This window comes from Streptomyces sp. NPDC096136 (assembly GCF_044763325.1).
Lineage (GTDB): Bacteria > Actinomycetota > Actinomycetes > Streptomycetales > Streptomycetaceae > Streptomyces.
Window position 1 is genome coordinate 72,449 of record NZ_JBIWFZ010000001.1, and the last position, 15,784, is coordinate 88,232.

The window sequence follows — 15,784 nt, forward strand, 5'->3', positions numbered from 1 at the left end:
AGCGCGACCGGGGCCACCGACGCATGGCGAAGGGGCCCGGTCCGTGCGGACCGGGCCCCTGGGCGGTGCGGGGGAGGAGGGGAGGGAAAGCGGGGTCAGGAGACGGCGGGCGCGTCCTCCCCGGGCTCCTCCAGCCCCTCCAGGCTGTCCATGAACGAGCTGACGGAGAACACCGCGCGCCCGGGGCCGGCCGGCCCGTAGCCGGGCGGGGAGCTCAGGCCGAACTCCTCCAGCGTCGCCCGGTAGGCCTCCAGCAGCCGGATGTGGTACTCCAGCGGGGCGCCCAGCGGGTTGGCCTTGCCCAGCGGGGTCGTCGGCTCCGGGCACCAGGTCGTGAAGCGCGGCACGACGCCGTGCGACATGAAGAACCGCAGGCCCTCGGTGGTCGAGTCGATGGCCTCGCCCACCTTGGTGAACCCGAAGGGCTCGGCCATCTCGATGCCCGCCACGAAGTTGGGGATCACGTGGCGGGGCCCGAACACCTCGGTGGAGTCCAGGATCCTGCGGTGCCACTCGTCACGCCCCACGTACCGTTCCTTGCCCGGGCAGTGGAGCTGGAACAGCCGGCGGTCCCACACCTCGAAGTTGGGGTGGTAGATCCGGACGCCGTGGTCGTGGAAGCGCTGCACCGCGTCGCGCGGGAGGGCCTGGGCGACGACCTTGCCGATCCAGCGGCCGGGGAAGCGCTCCTCGATGGCCTGCGCGTAGTGGCCGTAGAAGTCGGCCTCGTCGCGGCCCCCGACCTGCGAGGTGATGGACCCGCCGGTGAGCGTGTAGGCGCGCGAGGTCCCGGCCGTGTCGTACCGGTCGATGATCTCCAGGGCCTCCAGCACCTCCTCGACCGGCTTCACCCCGGTGTAGGGGCGGCCCGCCGCCTTGTGCTGGCGCCAGTTGTGGTTGATGTCGCAGAACTGGCACTCCTCCTTGGCGCCGAAGTACTGGCACACACGGAAGACGGTCAGGTAGATCAGGTAGCCCCACTGGATGGTCGGCGCGACCTCCATCACCGACTTGCCGTTCGACAGCTTGTGCCGGTAGTACTCCGGCATCGGCGGGAGCCCGACGTCGGAGATCCGCACGCCGTCCAGGTACAGGCCCAGCGTGCCGTCCTCGCCGCCGCGCACCGCGTACGGGGAGTCCGGGTTCACCCGTACGGACACCACGGTGCGGCGCAGCCCGTACGGGCCGCCGGTGAGCACGATCTCCTCGGGCGGCCGGTTGAGCGCGGCGGCGCCCAGCTCCGGCAGGGTGCGGTGGTCGAAGGAGAAGATGAAGTACGACTTCGGCTTGACGTCGCCGCCGCCCGGCCCGTCGGCACCGCCGCCGCTGAGCGCGGACTCGTCGAAGGCCATGCCGCCCCGCAGCAGGTCCTCCTTGATCACGGCCTCCCGCGGCACGTGGGGGAAGCGCTCCATCAGGCCCTCGACCAGTGCGGTACGGGTCTGGCTTGCCATGTGAACTCCTCGGACAGACGGGTGCCCGGGAGGTCTGCGCGCTCCGGGCACATCCATGGGAGCCACGGTATCCGCTCGTTTGAACAGGTTCAGCCCGGGGTGGCGGAGACGAGGGCGCGGTAGCGGCCCGGAGTGGTGCCGAACTCCCGGACGAAGGCGTGGGAGAGGGCGTACGGGCTGCCGTATCCGACCCGGGCCGCGATGGCGGCCAGGGAGTCCGGCGTGTCGCGCAGCCGGGTGGCGGCCAGGGTCAGGCGCCACCACGTCAGGTACGCCATCGGCGGACGGCCGACCAGCGGGGTGAACCGGCGCGCCAGGGTCGGGCGGGAGACGCCCGCCTCGGCGGCCAGGCGGTCCACGCTCCAGGGGGCCGCCGGGTCCGCGTGCATCGCCTGGAGGGCGGCGGCCGTCACCGGGTCGCCCAGGGCGGCCGACCAGGACCCCGCCGCCGCTCCGGCCACCGAGGCGCGGACCATGTAGACGAGCAGCAGGTCGAGCAGGCTCGGCAGGGCGATCGAGGACCCCGGCCGCCGCGCGTCCAGTTCGCCGCTCAACAGCTGTATCGCCGCGTGGAGTTCGCCGTGCGCCCCGCCCGGCAGGCGCACCACGCCGGGAAGTTCGGCCAGCAGCGGGTGCACCCGGCTGCGGTCGAGCCGGTACTTGCCGCACAGCATCTCCACCACCCCGCGGCCCGGCAGCGGGGCGCGGGGCGCCCGTCCGTCGCGGTACCGCTCCAGCGGGAGGGCCCGCGCCGCGGCCGCCGCGTCGACCGGCGCGTCCGCGAGCACGTGGCCGGCGCCGTGCGGCAGCAGCACCGCGTCACCGGTCGCCAGGGCGACGGGCTCGCCGCCGTCCGCCAGCAGCCAGCAGTCGCCCGCGAGGACGACGTGGAACCCCGCCCCCTCGTACGGGTCCAGCCGGACGCACCAGCTGCCGGCCACCCGTACCCGGTCGGAGGAGGGGCGCCCCAGGCGCACGGCGGAGATCGCGTCGCTCACCACGTCCATGCGCGCAGGGTACCGCCGGCGCCGCAGGCCGGTGAGCGGGATGCGCATTCCCTTGAGCGGAAGGAGCATTGGGCGGCTCGCCCCGTCTGCCTAGGGTGGTGCACATGACCAACGAGAACACGCAGAGCATCGTCCTCGGGGACGTCGAGATCACCCGCGTCATCGAGGCGCGGGGCCCCTTCGCGCCCGCACGGGACCTGGTCCCGCGGGCCGGCGCCGAGCTGTGGAAGGAGAACGAGGAGTGGCTGGCGCCGGACCACTGGCAGCCCGACGCCGACCAGGCCGTGCTCGCCCTGCAGACCTGGGTGCTGCGCAGCGGCGGCCGTACCGTCCTCGTGGACACCGGGGTGGGCAACGGGCGCGAGCGGCCCGGCTCGCCGCTGTTCCACCAGCGGCAGGGCGACTTCATGGCGGACCTCGCCGCCGCCGGGGTCCGCCCCGAGGAGGTGGACGTCGTCGTCAACACCCACCTCCACGCCGACCACGTCGGCTGGAACACCCTGGACGCCGACGGGGAGTGGGCCCCGGCCTTCCCCAACGCCCGGTACCTCATCCCGGCCGCCGACGACGCCCACTTCGGGCCGCGCGGCGGATACGGCGCGGGCGCGCGGGAGGTCGACCGGCTCGTCTACGAGGACAGCGTCGCCCCCGTCCACCGGTCCGGGCAGGCGGTCCTCTGGGAGGACTCCCACCGCATCGACGACCGGCTCACCCTGGAGGCGGCCCCCGGCCACACCCCCGGCTCCTCGGTGCTCAGGCTGGAGTCCGGGACCGACCGGGCCGTCTTCGTCGGGGACATGCTGCACAGCCCGGTGCAGGTCCTGCGGCCCTCCTGCAACAGCTGCTTCTGCATGGACGCGGCGCAGGCGGCGGACACCCGCCGCCGCACCCTGGCACGCGCCGCGGAGCGCGGGGAGCTGGTCGTCCCCGCGCACTTCGGCGGCAGCGGGGCCTTCGAAGTCCGCGAGGAGGGCGGCCGGTTCACCGTCGCGGGCTGGGCGTCCGGGATCTGACCGCCCCGGCCCCCGGCCCCGCGACCGACGGGGCACGGGGGCCGGCCGCGGGCCGGCCCGGAGGCGGGCCTACGAGGCCTCCGGGGTCGCGGCGAGGGCGTGCAGGTAGTGCATCAGCGCCATCAGGACGTCGCGGCTGGAGTCGCGCTGCCGGGCGTCGCACGCGACGAGGGGGACGGACTGCGGCAGGTCGAGTGCGCCGCGCAGCTCGTCGAGGGGGTACACGGGAGCGTCGGGGAAGGTGTTCACGGCGACGACGAACGGCACGCCCCGCTCCTCCAGCCGGCCGATCACGTCGAAGCTGACCTCCAGCCGGCGGGTGTCGACGAGGACCACGGCACCCAGCGCACCCTCGAACAGGCCGTTCCACAGGAACCAGAAGCGCTGCTGGCCCGGCGTCCCGAAGAGGTACAGCACCAGCTCCTCGTTGATGCTGATGCGGCCGAAGTCCATGGCCACGGTGGTCGACTTCTTGCGCTCCACGCCCGCCGTGTCGTCGACCCCGACCCCGGCCTGGGTCATGGTCTCCTCGGTGGTCAATGGCCGGATCTCGCTCACCGAGCCGACCAGGGTCGTCTTGCCGACCCCGAACCCGCCCACGATCACCACCTTGACCGCGGCCGTCGCCGTCGCCGGCAGTATGTCCTCGCGCCGCGGCCCCGCGGGATGCTCAGAGCTTTCGAAGTCCATCGATGACTGCCTCAATCAATGCCAGGTCGGGGAGTTGGGCGGGGGCGACGGGTGCGCGCGAGAGCACCCGTTTCGCGGTGAGGAGGTCGTCGAGGAGCACGGTGACCACGCTCACCGGCAGACCCAGGTAGGCCGAGATCTCGGCCACCGACAGCGGCGACTGGCACAACCGCACGATGGCCGAGTGTTCCGGCTGCATGCCGGGCCGGGGCCCCGACGTGGCGACGATCAGCGTCACCAGGTCGAGGCCGGTGGGGCCCAGCGGTTCGCTGCGGCCGCCCGTGATGACGTAGAGCCGTTCCGGGCTGCCGTCTTCCCAGCTTGTGCTGCCGGGGTCGCTCACGCGGTCAGCCTGTCGCTGCGCGGCGGGCTGCTGAGGTGCTCTCCGATCCGCGCGACGAGGTCCCGCATGCGCTGGCCCATCAGCCCGGCGTCGACGCCCTCGTCGGCCAGCACCGCGAGGTAGGCCCCGGCGCCGGCCGCCATCAGGTAGAAGAAGCCGCCGTCCATCTCGATCACGACCAGCCTCATCCGCCCGCTGCTGTGCGGGAGTTCGGAGGCGACCGCGCCGGCCAGGCTCTGGAGGCCGGCGCAGGCGGCGGCGAGCCGGTCGGCCGTGTCGGTCTCCGCGCCGTACTGGGCCATCCGCAGGCCGTCGGCGGACAGCACGATGACGTGCCGGGTCTGCGGGACGCTCTCGGCCAGGTCCTTGAGCATCCAGTCCATGTTGCTCTGCTGCTGACTCACGGCTGTTCCCCCTTGGTCGCCGAGGCCGGCGAGCTGTGCGTGTGGTGCTGGTAGTCCGCCGTGTGGTCCTCGGCGGGCCGGGTGTCCCCGGACAGGCCGCTCTGGAAGGCGGCGAGCCACATTCCGGGCTGGGCCTCGGCCTGCTCCGGTGCGGCGGTGGTGCTGGTGGTCCTCGCCGGCTCCGCGCCGGCCGGTCCCGCCGGCGCGGCGACCCGGGTCCTGCGCCGGCGCTGCGGCAGGCCGTTCGGCGTCCGCTCGGTCACGACCGGCCCCTCGTCGTAGTCGTCCGCCGGGGGCGCCTGCGGCCCCGTGGCCGCCCGCCGCGGGCGCGGCGATCCGGACGCCCCGTCGGTCCTCGCCGGGAGGGCCGCGGCCCGCGGGCCCGAGGAGGTGCCGATGCCGTGCGCGAGACCGGTCGCCGCGGAGACCGTGGTGATCAGGCCCTGCGGGACCACGAGGACGGCGCGCACGCCCCCGTACGCCGAGGAGCGCAGCGAGACCTGGAAGCCGTACGCCTGCGCCAGCCGGCCCACCACGGCGAGGCCCAGTCGCGGGGTCTCGCCCAGGTCGGTGAGGTCGATGCCCTCCTGCGCCTGGCGCAGCATCCGCTCGGCCCGGTTGCGGGCCTCCTCGCTCATGCTCAGGCCGCCGTCCTCGATCTCGATGGCGATGCCCGAGTTCACCTCGACCGCGGTCAGGTGCACCCTGGTCTGCGGCGGCGAGTAGCGGGTGGCGTTGTCCAGCAGCTCAGCCAGCGCGTGGATGAGCGGCTCGACGGCGGGGCCGACGACGGCCACCTGCGTCACCGAGTGCAGCTCCACGCGCTGGTAGTCGATGATCCGGGACATGGCGCCGCGCAGCACGCTGTACAGCGGCACCGACTTGCTCCACTGGCGGCCGGGCCGCGCCCCGCCGAGGACGGCGATGGAGTCCGCGAGCCGGCCGATGAGCGCGGTGCCGTGGTCGAGCCGCAGCAGGTCGCCGAAGACGGCCGGGTCCTGTCCGTGCCGGTCCTCCATCTCCCGCATCTCCTGGGCCTGTTGGTGCACGATGGCCTGCACGCGGCGGGCGATGTTCACGAAGGCCCGCTGCGCGGAGTCGCGCAGGTCCTCCTCGGCGACGACGGCGTCGAGCACCGAGCGCAGCACCGCCTGGTGGGCCGCCCTGAACTCGGGGGTCAGCCCGGGCCGGTGGACGTCGTCGTCCTCGAGGGAGGTGAGCACGTCCTCGGGGAACTCGCCCTTGCGCAGCCGTCCCACGATGTCGGGCAGCAGCACCTCGGCGAGCCACACGGTCTCCGCCTGCTGGACCGCCAGGGCCTCCTCGCGGGCCGCCACGGCGGCCCGCATCGCGGCCACCGCCCGCCCGCGCCGGGCGGCCTCGGCACAGGACAGCGCGACGGCCACGCAGGCCGCCGCGCCGATCCAGACGACGGAGGCGCGCGCGGACCCGGGTACCAGTGCGGTCGCCGCCGCGGATATCGCGGCGGTCACCAGGGCGGGCAGCGCCCATGCGACGGGTGAGGCGGGCCCTGGACTGCCGGGCGATCCCTCTCGAACCATCAGAACCCTCAAACGATCGGTTGCGGAAGATCTTGGACAACAGCCCGGGATCCTAGCCGCTCCGTGCACGGGTATTGACAGGAGGTCATGATACGGACGCACGACGGCAGTTGGCTTGGCCGAAAGTCGATGGATCGCGCCGTTCCGCTCCGGCCGCAGCGGCCCCCCGCCCCGATGGTGCCGCACACCGCGCGCCGCGCGACAATGGTGGGGTGCCGTACATAGCGGTGACCGCGCTCAGCCACGCCGGCCTGGTCCGCGAGCACAACGAGGACAGCCTCGTCGTCGGACCGTGGACCCTGTGCGCCACCGTGACCGACAGCCCCCAGACCCTCGTGTTCCCCCTCGGCCGCCCGCTGGTCGTCGCCGTGGCCGACGGGCTCGGCGGACAGCCGGCCGGAGAGGTCGCCAGCGCCCTCGTCGCCCGCCGCCTCTCCACCCTCGGCCCCACCCTGCGGGGCCCGGACACGCTCCGTGACGCCCTGGACGTGTGCGACTACGAGGTGAACGCGGCCGCCGAGGGCCGCCCGGAGCTGTTCACCATGGCCACCACCGTCGCCGGCGTCCTCGTCCTCGGGGAGTCGGTGCTCGTGTTCAACGTGGGCGACAGCCGGGTCTACGCCGCCGGCCCCGACGGCCTGCGCCGGGTCAGCGTGGACGACAGCCCGCCCCCGGAGCCCGGGCGGCGCACGACCTCCGCCGTCACCCAGACCCTTGGCGGCAGCCGCGCCTCCGGCACCCCCCTGCCCCACGTGACCTCCTTCGAGCTCTCCGGAGGCGACCGCTACCTGGTGTGCAGCGACGGGCTCAGCGACCCGCTGCCCGATGAGGAGATCGACGCCGTGCTCAGGGTCCACGACGACGGCCGCGCCGCCTTCGAGCTCTGGAAGGCCGCCATCGAGGCCGGCGGCCCCGACAACATCACCCTGGCCCTGGTACGGGTCGGGAGCTAGGACCCGGGGGAGCCGGGCATGCCCCTGCACGTCGGAACCTCGGGACGGCGGCACCGGGACCGGCGCGGCCCCCTGCGCGGTCAGTCCAGGACGTCCGGGACGGGCTCGGTGCTGCTGCGCTGCAGGGCCGTCCCGGAACCCGCGGCCGGGCCGAGGGCCCAGTCCGAGAGGGCCATCGAGTCCCTGTACCGCTCCTCGTCCTTCAGCAGCACGCCGATGACGGTCTTGCCGTTGCGGGTCACGGAGAAGACCAGGCACTTGCCGGCGGCCGTGGTGGTGCCCGTCTTGACGCCGACGGCGCCGGGGTATCCGTAGCCGGTGGGCCGGGGCTGGACCAGCAGGTTGCTGTTCGACCAGGTGGTGAGGGCCGAGGTGCCGCCGGTGGCGTAGGCGGCGGTCTTCACGACGGTCTGCAGCAGCGGGACGGACAGGGCGTGCCGGGTGAGCCGGGCCAGGTCGCGGGGGGTGGTGAGGTTCCTGCCGGTCGGCGAGATGCCGTCGAAGCTGTCGTAGACGGTGTTGGCCATGCCCAGAGCCCTCGCCTCGGCGTTCATCCTCGCGACGAAGTCCGCGGTGCGGCCGGCGGTGGTCGTGCCCGTGCCGAAGGCGTCCGCGAGCGCGTACGCGGCGTCGCAGCCCGACGGCAGCAGCATCGCGTACAGCAGCTGACGCACCGTCGGGGTGGCCCCTGCCCTCAACTGCGCGGAGCTCGCCCCCTGCCGGTAGACGTAGTCGAGGTACGCCTGCTTGACGGTGACCTTCCGATCCAGGTTCAGACCGGGCTGCGACGCGACCACGACCGCCGTCATGATCTTGGTCGTGCTGGCCATCTGCCGCCTGGTGTCGGGGGCCTTGGAGGTGAGCGTGGCGCCCGTGCCGGCGTCGACGAGGATCGCCCCGGCGGCGGTGAGGGCGGGCGCGGCGGCGGCCTGGGCGGGTACCGCGGCCGTGAGCAGGGCGCCGGTGGCGACGACGGCGGCGAGCGCGCTTCGGGCGCGCCGCATCAGGTTGGCGATCATTCGACCTCGCAGGAGGGAGGGGAGGAACCCGGTGGGGGACACGACCTGGCTTCCCCGTTCCCCCGCCCGCCGACACCCGCGCCGTGCTCAGTGCGAGACGGCCTTGGCCCAGTTGCGGTTGACGGTCTCCCTCGCCTTCTCCGTCTGAGCCTCCGTCGGAAACGCCGGGGTGCCCTCGACCGTCGGCAGTTTCTCCGCTGCGGCCTTGTCGAGCGTGCCGTCCTTCTTCATCGCCTCCATGAGGACGGGGCGCGCGTAGGCGCCGAGCCGGAGGTTCTGGCCCTCCGGGCTGAAGACGTACTCCTGCCACAGACGTGCCGCCGCCGGGTGCGGGGCGTCCTTGTTCACCGCGTTCGCGTAGTACTCGGCGAAGCTGCCGTCGAAGGGGATGGCGGTCCGCCAGTCGACGTCCGCGCCCTTCTTGCGGAATTCGTCGGCGTATCCGAGGTTGAGGAAGTCCCAGTCGATGCTGATCGGGGTCCGGCCCTGCGCGATCGTGTCCGGAGTGGACTGGACCGGGATGAGGTTTCCGCTCTCGGCGAGCTCGGCGAAGAAGTCGATACCGGGCTGGATGTCGTCGAAGGAGCCCCCGTTCGCCAGGGCCGCCGCATACACCCCGGCGAACGCGGACCCGGACTTGGTGGGGTCGCCGTTGAGCGCGACCTGGCCCTTGTACTCGGGTTTGCGCAGGTCGGCGAAGGTCGCGGGGCAGGTCGTGACGCGCTTGGCGTCGCAGCCGATCGAGACGTAGCCCCCGTAGTTGTTGTACCAGCGGGCCCGCGGGTCCTTCTGCTCCTCGGGGATCTGGTCGTACGCGGCGACCTTGTAGGGCGCGAACAGGCCCTGCCGGGCCCCGGACTGCGCGAACGAGCCCCCCACGTCGACCACGTCGGGGGCGCGGCCCCCACCCCGGTGCTCCTTCAGCGCGGTGATCTCGTCCTGGCTGGAACCCTCCGGGTTCTCCACCCTGACCTTGATCCCGTACTTCTTCTCGAAGCCGTCGATCAGCGCGCCGTAGTTGGCCCAGTCCCTCGGGAGCGCGATGGCGTTGAGCGCCCCCTCCTTCCGCGCCGCCGCGGTCAGTGCCGCCATGCCGCCGGCGTCCGCCGCGGAGGTGGCCGCCGCGGGTGCTCGGGGCGCGGCGGTGGGCTCGGCTCCGCAGGCACCGAGGGGCACCACCGCGAGGGCCAGGCAGACGGCGACGGAGGCTGTCCGGAGACGGGGTGCGGGCACAAAGGCTCCATAACGGGCGGTCGTGTACCGATCGAGGCCCAGCGTACGGTCGGCGGCCCCGGCGGCGTGGTCCCGGACGGTGGTGTCCGCCGTCTTCCCTGCGGCTGCCGTACCGCCGCGTTCTCACAGCCCCTCGTCGCCCCACGCGGCCAAGAGCGCCTCTCCGAGATCCGCCGAGGACGGCGGGGCCCCGTCGTGGAGGGCCTGCTCACTCCAGATGATCTTGCCGCGGACGGTGTAGCGGGTGCCCCAGCGCTCGGCGAACTGCGCGACGAGGAACAGGCCGCGGCCGCCCTCGTCGGTGGCCGCGGCCCGGCGCAGGTGCGGGGACGTGCTGGACCCGTCGGAGACCTCGCAGACCAGGCTGCGGTCGTACAGCAGCCTCACCCGGATGGGCTCGGTGCCGTAGCGGATGGCGTTGGTGATCAGCTCGCTGAGGATGAGTTCCGTGGTGAAGGAGATGTCCTCCAGGCCCCAGTCCGCCAGCCGGCGGGCGCAGGCGACGCGTACCCGGGACACCGCCGCCGGGTCGGGGGGAACGTCCCACTCGGCGATCCGCCCGGGATCCAGCCGGCGGGTGCGGGCCACCAGCAGCGCGACGTCGTCGCTGGGCCTGGCGGGCAGCATCGCGTCGATCACGGCGGTGCAGGTCTCCTCGGGGGTGCGCGCGGGCCCCGCCAGGGCGGCCCGCAGCGCTGCGAGGCCCGCGTCCGGATCGCGGTCGCGGCTCTCGATCAGCCCGTCGGTGAAGAGCGCCAGCAGTGAGCCTTCGGGCAGCGTGACCGTGACGGTCTCGATGGGCAGGCCGGCGCCCAGGCCCAGCGGCGGCGAGGCCGGCACCTCGGGGAAGGACACGGTCCCGTCGGGGCCGACCAGAGCGGGGCCCGGATGCCCCGCGGTGGCGGCGGTCACCCGCCCCGACACGGGATCGTAGATGGCGCACAGACAGGTGGCTCCGGTGATCCCCTGCCACTCCTGCTCGTCGGTGTCGATGTGGGCGACCAGCTCGTCCAGGTGGCTCAGGAGCTCGTCCGGGGGCAGGTCGAGGGTGGAGAAGTTGTACACGGCCGTGCGCAGGCGGCCCATGGTGGCGGCGGCGTGCAGACCGTGGCCGACGACGTCGCCGACGACCAGGGCCACCCGGGTGCCGGGCAGCGGGATGACGTCGAACCAGTCACCGCCCACCCCGGCCTGGGCGGCCAGGTAGCGGTGCGCGACCTCGACGGCCGACTGCTCCGGTACGCCCCGCGGCAGCAGGCTGCGCTGCAGGGTGACGGCCATGGCGTGCTCGCGGGTGTAGCGGCGCGCGTTGTCGACGGACAGCGCCGCCCGGGCGGTCAGCTCCTCGGCGAAGGACACGTCCTCCTCGTCGAACGGCGGGGAGTCCTGCGCCCGCCAGTAGCCGGCCATGCCCAGCACCACGCCCCGGGCCCGCAGGGGTACGACGATCAGGGAGTGGATGCCGCGGTCCAGGATCTGCAGGGCGTTGGCCTGGTTCTGCGACCGCCAGCGGTGGCCGGCCCGCAGGTCCGCCTCCAGGACCGCGTGGCCGCCGGCCAGCCCGGCGGCCATGGGGCCGGCGGGGGCGAACCGGATCAGCTCGCCGACGGGGGAGAGCGGGTGGTCGCCCTGGAGCCCGACGACGGCGGTGCGGCGCATCTCGGTGTTCGCTTCGGGCGGCTCCTCGCCGCGCAGCACCGGGTCCAGCAGGTCGACCGTGACCACGTCGGCGAACCGCGGGACCGCCACCTGCGCCAGTTCCTCCGCGGTGCGCTCCACGTCCAGCGTCGTTCCGACCTGCACCCCCGCGTCGTAGAGCAGCTTCAGCCGCTCGCGGGCCACCTCGGCCCTGCCGGTGAGGGCCCGCAGCTCGGTGGTGTCCCGCAGCGTGACGACGGTGCCCGCCTGCCCGTACGGGGCGGTGGGCCGGATGTTCACCGCCAGCAGCCGGTCGGCCGCCATGTGCACCTCGTCGGTCGCGGAACGGCCCGATGCGATCGGCTCGGCGATCGCCTCCTCCAGACCCAGGTCCGTGACGGGACGTCCCTCCGCGTCCGCGGGCAGGTCCAGCAGCCGCCGCGCCTCGTCATTGGCGAGCAGCAGCCGTCCGCCGTCGCCGACGATCAGGACGCCCTCCCGCACCGCGTGCAGCACCGCGTCGTGGTGCTCGTACATCCTCGTCATCTCGGCCGGTCCCAGGCCGTGGGTCCGGCGCAGCAGCCGGCGGCTCACCAGCGCCGTCCCGCCCGCGGACAGGGCGAGCACCGCGGCCGCGGTCCCGAGGACGACCGGCAGCTGCCGGTTCACCATGCCCTGGACGTTCTGGACCGTGACCGGGGAGGAGACGACGGCGATGACGTGGCCGGCGGGGTCCTTGACCGGGACCACCGAGACCACCGACTGCCCCAGGGACCCTTCGAACGTCTCCGTGAAGGACGTGCCGGCCGCTGCCTTGGCGAAGGGGCCGACGACGCGTTTCCCGATCTGTCCGGGGTCGCTGTGGGCGACGGTGACCCCGTCGAGCGTGTACACGTTGATGCCGTCGACCCCCGCGATCTTCCGGGCCGCCTCGGCGCTCGGCTGCAGCACCGCGCTCGGATGGGCGCTGCGCAGGGCCGCGACGATCCCCGGAGACTCCGCGAAGGTCCCGGCGGCGGCGAGCGTACGGTGCCGGGCGTCCAGCATGGCGTCGCTCCGGGCCTGCACCACGAGGGCCACCACCGCGGCGGCCACGAGGAGCACCACCACGGTCAGCTGCAGGAGGAACACCTCCCCCGCCACGCTGCGCACGCTCAGCAGGGAGGACAGCCTCTGGGGCCGCGCCTTCGCCGTCGGGGGCCGGCCCCCCTCCCGATGCTCCTGACGACGTCCTGAGCGGGGACTTCGAGGGGGAGGGGACGGGCCCGCGGTAGAGCGGAGCAGCCAACGCCGGAAGGGTCCCAGGAGGTTGCTCATAGTCCATTCTCTAACCTCCGCGGGCCATCGGCAGCGGGGGCGCCGATCGTCCGGCGGCGGCGGTCCGCAGGCCGCTGCGCATCCGCTCCCACCGGCTGCGCACACGCACTGCTCCAGGCCGCCCACAGCGCGTGGCCGCCGCCGGCGCGCGGCGCGTAAGCCCGGCGGTCGGCCACTTCGACGACCGCTTTCCGTGCACCGCTGACCTCCGCCACAGGACGTATGGCGCGCCGCCGCTCACCGTCCGTGCCGGTCCAGTGTCGCCATCAGCTTCCGTTTGCGTTTCCGGTCGGCGCGCAGGGCGGTCAGGTAGGCGGTGAACGCCGCCTCGGTGCCGAGTGCGCGGTGGCAGGCGCGGGCGCTGAGCAGCAGTTCCGCCATGCGTTCGTACGCACGGTCTCCGGTCTCCTTGCGCAGTGGTTCGATCCAGCGGAGGTAGACGGTCAGCGCGTCGCCCGGGCTCGGGCCGCCGTCCGCAGATGCCGGTAGGCGGCCGGCGAGGGGCGTGCCGACAGCAGGTTCCGGCGGACTGCGACCACGTCCGCCAGGCGGCCGGCCCGCGCGTACCGTTCGCAGACGAACGTGACCAGTTCGCCGTCCGGCCCCCAGTCCGACTCGGCTTCCCGCAGGCCCCGTTCGGCCCATTCCAGGGCCTCCGCCGTGCGGCTCGCCGCCTCGAGCTCCTTGGCGATCAGCAGATGGGTGCGGCCGTTCGGGGCGAGGTCCGCCGCGTGGACCGCGACCACCGCGTCCACGCTGCCGCCGTCCGCCTTCAGGAGGCGCTCCATGAGGGACTTCTCCGCCCACCCCTCGGGGTTGGCCCGCCAGGCGGCGATCACCAGTTCACGCGCCCGGGCCGTACCCGGCTCGCCCAGCACCTCCAGGTAGTCGCGGAGGTCGACGTCCGTGGCGTGGTTCAGCTCGTCCAGCAGGTGGCGCACCAACCACTGCGCGGTCTCCGCCGGGTCGGGCCGGGCGGACCGGCAGGCCTCCAGGTGGGCCTCGGCCAGCTCCCGGGCGACCTCCCCGATCACGCCGTCCGAGTCGTCGACCTCCCCGTACGTGCGGCCGAGCGCCCGGAGCGCCTCGCGGGCCACCTCCACCGCGACCGCGGCCCGGCCGCCGGCCGCCAGCCCCCGCAGGGCGGTGACCGCCTCCCCCGCCTGCCGGCCGTAGGCGTGGGCGTCGGCGTACTCGACGTGGCCGTGGCGGGCGAAGGGGCGGGCGTCGAGGAGTCTCAGGATGCGCTCGCGGACGATGCCGGTGTCCTCCGCGGCGGCTGCCGCGCGCAGCTCCAGGCGGCGGCGCAGGACACGGTCACCGGCGAGCTGCTCCCGTACCAGGACGAGCAGTTCCCCCCACGGGTGCGGGACTCAAGCCAGGCGTCCAGCAGCCGGGTGCGCGAGGCGGCGGCCGACCGCTGCCGCGGCACCGATCCGGCCTGCCCCAGGACGGTCAGGCCCACCGCCACGCAGTGCTTGCAGAAGTTGCCTTCCCGCCCGTACGGGCAGTCGCACCAGCCGGTGAGCCCGCCGTCCTCGTCCTCGGTCAGCTCGACCTCGTAGGCGTCGGTCCCGTCCACGGTCGCCGTGATCGCTCCGTCCCCCACGTCCAGCCGGGACACCGCGGAGCGATACCCGAGTCCCCCGTTGAAGGAGCGTGAACCCGCCAGCCGGCGCAGGTCGTTCTCGGTGAATCCCAGAGTATGCGTCACGCCCTCCATTCAAGCCGGAATCCCCCGCCGGGAGGGGACGGGCGGCGGGCCCCGTGCTGAGTGGAGCCGCATACCGTGACCGCGGGCTCGCGCGGGCGGACTGACGGTCGTGGGGTGATCATGGCTGGCTTTGGGATCGGATTCGAGCCAAGTTGACCCAGATGGATCGCTTCATTCCTCGCAAACCGTCCTCAACCCCGGGGCCGGGGCAGGTGCGGGGGGTTGCGGATCGGCTGGGGCGGGCGCACGTTCTGGAGCACCAGAGGGTGGGAAGTTCCTGCTGTCGTGCCGGGGCGACACGGGACACCGAAGGGCGCCGAAAGGGAAGCAGGGATCTCATGACAGTGCAGGCCGTCAAGGTGCCCATGCCGCGGATGCCGTACCCGCTGCGGGTGAATCCGCACCTCGCCGCCCTGCGCGAGGAGAGCGAGACGTGGGCGCGCGAGACGGGCATGCTGGGCGGGGACGGAGCGCCGTCGGCCCACCGGGCGATATGGACCCCGTCCCAGTTCCACGCCATGGCCGTCGACCAGCTGACCGCCTGGGCCCTTCCCGACGCCTCACTCGCCGACCTGCGGCTCAACCACCGGTTCAACCTCTGGGCGCTGGCCTGGGACGACCACTTCGCCGCCGCCTTCAAACGGACGGGCGACCTCACCGGCGCGAAGGCCTTCACGGCCCGCCTCCACACCTTCCTGCCGGCGGCGCCCGGCCCCCGTTTGCCGGAGCCGGTCAATGCCGTCGAAAGGGGCCTGGCCGACCTCCAGCGACAGCTGTTCCCCCCGAGGAGGGCGCACTGGCAGCAGGGCTTCAACCGCGCCCTGGCGCGGTACGTCGACGCGGGGGTCCAGGAACTGGCCAACAGCCGCGCCGGCCGTGTCCCGGACCTCATCGAGTACGCCCAGTTCCGCCGCGACAGCTTCGCCGCCCCTACCGCCCCGTACTCCGTCGAACTCTCCACCGGCGCACGGATCCCCGAGCGGATCCGGCACGACCGCGTCTTCCGCGCCGTGCTCGACGCCTTCATGGACTACATGGGTATGGCGAACGACATCGCCTCCTACCACCGGGAAGTCCATGACGAACACGACGTCAACAACCTCGTCACGGTCCTCGAGGCATCCCTGCGCATCACCGTCCAGGAGGCGATGCGCGCGGCCGCCGATCTGGTGACCGCCCGACTGCGCCACTTCGAGCACCTCACCCGGAGCGAACTGCCCCCGGTCGTGGAGCGGGCCGGGCTGGGCCCGGGCGAGCGGATCGAGCTGGAGGCGTGGCTCCGGGGAGCACGCGGCTTCCTGTCCGGCCTGCACGCGTGGTACACCGGGGCGCCCCGCTACGCTCCCGCGGACGGTCCGTTCCAGGAGCAGCGGGGGCTGCCGACCCGTGCCGCTCGGCAGCCCCCTCGGCTGTGGCGCTCGGCTCTGCAGTGAGCCG

At 73.6% G+C, this 15,784-nt stretch carries 15 protein-coding genes; 3 read left to right on the forward strand and 12 right to left on the reverse strand.

Annotated elements, in window-relative coordinates:
- Positions 1–95: 95 nt before the first annotated feature.
- Together ACIRBY_RS00285 and ACIRBY_RS00290 are read right to left on the reverse strand one after the other, a co-directional pair.
- Complete coding sequence (locus tag ACIRBY_RS00285) at positions 96–1,454, reverse strand: radical SAM protein (RefSeq protein ID WP_403893818.1); 1,359 nt, start codon at positions 1,452–1,454, stop codon at positions 96–98.
- Positions 1,455–1,543: 89 nt separating this feature from the next.
- A complete protein-coding gene (locus tag ACIRBY_RS00290) occupies positions 1,544–2,461 on the reverse strand; it encodes a cupin domain-containing protein (protein ID WP_403893820.1) in 918 nt (305 codons plus the stop codon).
- 104 nt (positions 2,462–2,565) lie between these two features.
- On the opposite strand from ACIRBY_RS00290, the gene ACIRBY_RS00295 reads away from it, so the two are divergent.
- On the forward strand, positions 2,566–3,474 hold the full coding sequence (locus ACIRBY_RS00295) for an MBL fold metallo-hydrolase (protein ID WP_403893822.1): 909 nt from the start codon (positions 2,566–2,568) through the stop codon (positions 3,472–3,474).
- A gap of 69 nt (positions 3,475–3,543) precedes the next feature.
- Here ACIRBY_RS00295 and ACIRBY_RS00300 read toward each other — a convergent pair whose 3' ends face one another.
- From ACIRBY_RS00300 to ACIRBY_RS00315, 4 genes are read right to left on the reverse strand one after another with little or no spacing between them, the layout of a single operon-like run.
- A complete protein-coding gene (locus ACIRBY_RS00300; RefSeq protein WP_403893824.1) occupies positions 3,544–4,164 on the reverse strand; it encodes a GTP-binding protein in 621 nt (206 codons plus the stop codon).
- Complete coding sequence (locus tag ACIRBY_RS00305) at positions 4,145–4,507, reverse strand: DUF742 domain-containing protein (protein WP_403893826.1); 363 nt, start codon at positions 4,505–4,507, stop codon at positions 4,145–4,147. Before ACIRBY_RS00305 ends, ACIRBY_RS00300 begins: the two co-directional genes overlap by 20 nt.
- Positions 4,504–4,890, reverse strand: a complete 387-nt coding sequence (locus ACIRBY_RS00310; protein WP_390687058.1) for a roadblock/LC7 domain-containing protein — start codon at positions 4,888–4,890, stop codon at positions 4,504–4,506. Before ACIRBY_RS00310 ends, ACIRBY_RS00305 begins: the two co-directional genes overlap by 4 nt.
- A 17-nt stretch (positions 4,891–4,907) precedes the next feature.
- Positions 4,908–6,473, reverse strand: a complete 1,566-nt coding sequence (locus ACIRBY_RS00315) for a sensor histidine kinase (protein WP_403893828.1) — start codon at positions 6,471–6,473, stop codon at positions 4,908–4,910.
- A 212-nt stretch (positions 6,474–6,685) separates the two neighbouring features.
- Here ACIRBY_RS00315 and ACIRBY_RS00320 point away from each other — a divergent pair, with 212 nt between their 5' ends.
- Positions 6,686–7,426: a PP2C family protein-serine/threonine phosphatase gene (locus ACIRBY_RS00320; RefSeq protein WP_403893830.1), complete on the forward strand. Its 741-nt coding sequence runs from the start codon at positions 6,686–6,688 to the stop codon at positions 7,424–7,426.
- Positions 7,427–7,506: 80 nt separating this feature from the next.
- On the opposite strand, the gene ACIRBY_RS00325 is transcribed toward ACIRBY_RS00320, so the two are convergent.
- The 6 genes from ACIRBY_RS00325 to ACIRBY_RS00350 form a co-directional block, all read right to left on the reverse strand.
- Positions 7,507–8,445 carry a D-alanyl-D-alanine carboxypeptidase family protein gene (locus ACIRBY_RS00325; protein ID WP_403893832.1) on the reverse strand — a complete coding sequence of 313 codons (939 nt, stop codon included), beginning with the start codon at positions 8,443–8,445 and terminating at the stop codon, positions 7,507–7,509.
- A gap of 87 nt (positions 8,446–8,532) precedes the next feature.
- Positions 8,533–9,678 carry an ABC transporter substrate-binding protein gene (locus ACIRBY_RS00330; protein ID WP_403893834.1) on the reverse strand — a complete coding sequence of 382 codons (1,146 nt, stop codon included), beginning with the start codon at positions 9,676–9,678 and terminating at the stop codon, positions 8,533–8,535.
- 123 nt (positions 9,679–9,801) lie between these two features.
- Positions 9,802–12,468: a SpoIIE family protein phosphatase gene (locus ACIRBY_RS00335; RefSeq protein ID WP_403893836.1), complete on the reverse strand. Its 2,667-nt coding sequence runs from the start codon at positions 12,466–12,468 to the stop codon at positions 9,802–9,804.
- Between the two features lie 402 nt (positions 12,469–12,870).
- Positions 12,871–13,014 carry a hypothetical protein gene (locus ACIRBY_RS00340; RefSeq protein ID WP_403893838.1) on the reverse strand — a complete coding sequence of 48 codons (144 nt, stop codon included), beginning with the start codon at positions 13,012–13,014 and terminating at the stop codon, positions 12,871–12,873.
- A gap of 62 nt (positions 13,015–13,076) precedes the next feature.
- Complete coding sequence (locus tag ACIRBY_RS00345) at positions 13,077–13,730, reverse strand: hypothetical protein (RefSeq protein ID WP_403893840.1); 654 nt, start codon at positions 13,728–13,730, stop codon at positions 13,077–13,079.
- Between the two features lie 140 nt (positions 13,731–13,870).
- Positions 13,871–14,347 carry an SWIM zinc finger domain-containing protein gene (locus ACIRBY_RS00350; RefSeq protein ID WP_403893842.1) on the reverse strand — a complete coding sequence of 159 codons (477 nt, stop codon included), beginning with the start codon at positions 14,345–14,347 and terminating at the stop codon, positions 13,871–13,873.
- A 338-nt stretch (positions 14,348–14,685) separates the two neighbouring features.
- On the opposite strand from ACIRBY_RS00350, the gene ACIRBY_RS00355 reads away from it, so the two are divergent.
- On the forward strand, positions 14,686–15,780 hold the full coding sequence (locus ACIRBY_RS00355; RefSeq protein ID WP_403893844.1) for a hypothetical protein: 1,095 nt from the start codon (positions 14,686–14,688) through the stop codon (positions 15,778–15,780).
- Positions 15,781–15,784 lie beyond the last annotated feature (4 nt).

Bases quoted from the DNA above. Each gene is read 5' to 3' on its own strand.
- ACIRBY_RS00285 (WP_403893818.1), bottom strand. From the start codon at position 1,454: ATGGCAAGCCAGACCCGTACCGCACTGGTCGAGGGCCTGATGGAGCGC.
- ACIRBY_RS00290 (WP_403893820.1), bottom strand. From the start codon at position 2,461: ATGGACGTGGTGAGCGACGCGATCTCCGCCGTGCGCCTGGGGCGCCCC.
- ACIRBY_RS00295 (WP_403893822.1), top strand. From the start codon at position 2,566: ATGACCAACGAGAACACGCAGAGCATCGTCCTCGGGGACGTCGAGATC.
- ACIRBY_RS00300 (WP_403893824.1), bottom strand. From the start codon at position 4,164: ATGGACTTCGAAAGCTCTGAGCATCCCGCGGGGCCGCGGCGCGAGGAC.
- ACIRBY_RS00310 (WP_390687058.1), bottom strand. From the start codon at position 4,890: ATGGACTGGATGCTCAAGGACCTGGCCGAGAGCGTCCCGCAGACCCGG.
- ACIRBY_RS00315 (WP_403893828.1), bottom strand. From the start codon at position 6,473: ATGGTTCGAGAGGGATCGCCCGGCAGTCCAGGGCCCGCCTCACCCGTC.
- ACIRBY_RS00325 (WP_403893832.1), bottom strand. From the start codon at position 8,445: ATGATCGCCAACCTGATGCGGCGCGCCCGAAGCGCGCTCGCCGCCGTC.
- ACIRBY_RS00340 (WP_403893838.1), bottom strand. From the start codon at position 13,014: ATGGCGGAACTGCTGCTCAGCGCCCGCGCCTGCCACCGCGCACTCGGC.
- ACIRBY_RS00355 (WP_403893844.1), top strand. From the start codon at position 14,686: ATGACAGTGCAGGCCGTCAAGGTGCCCATGCCGCGGATGCCGTACCCG.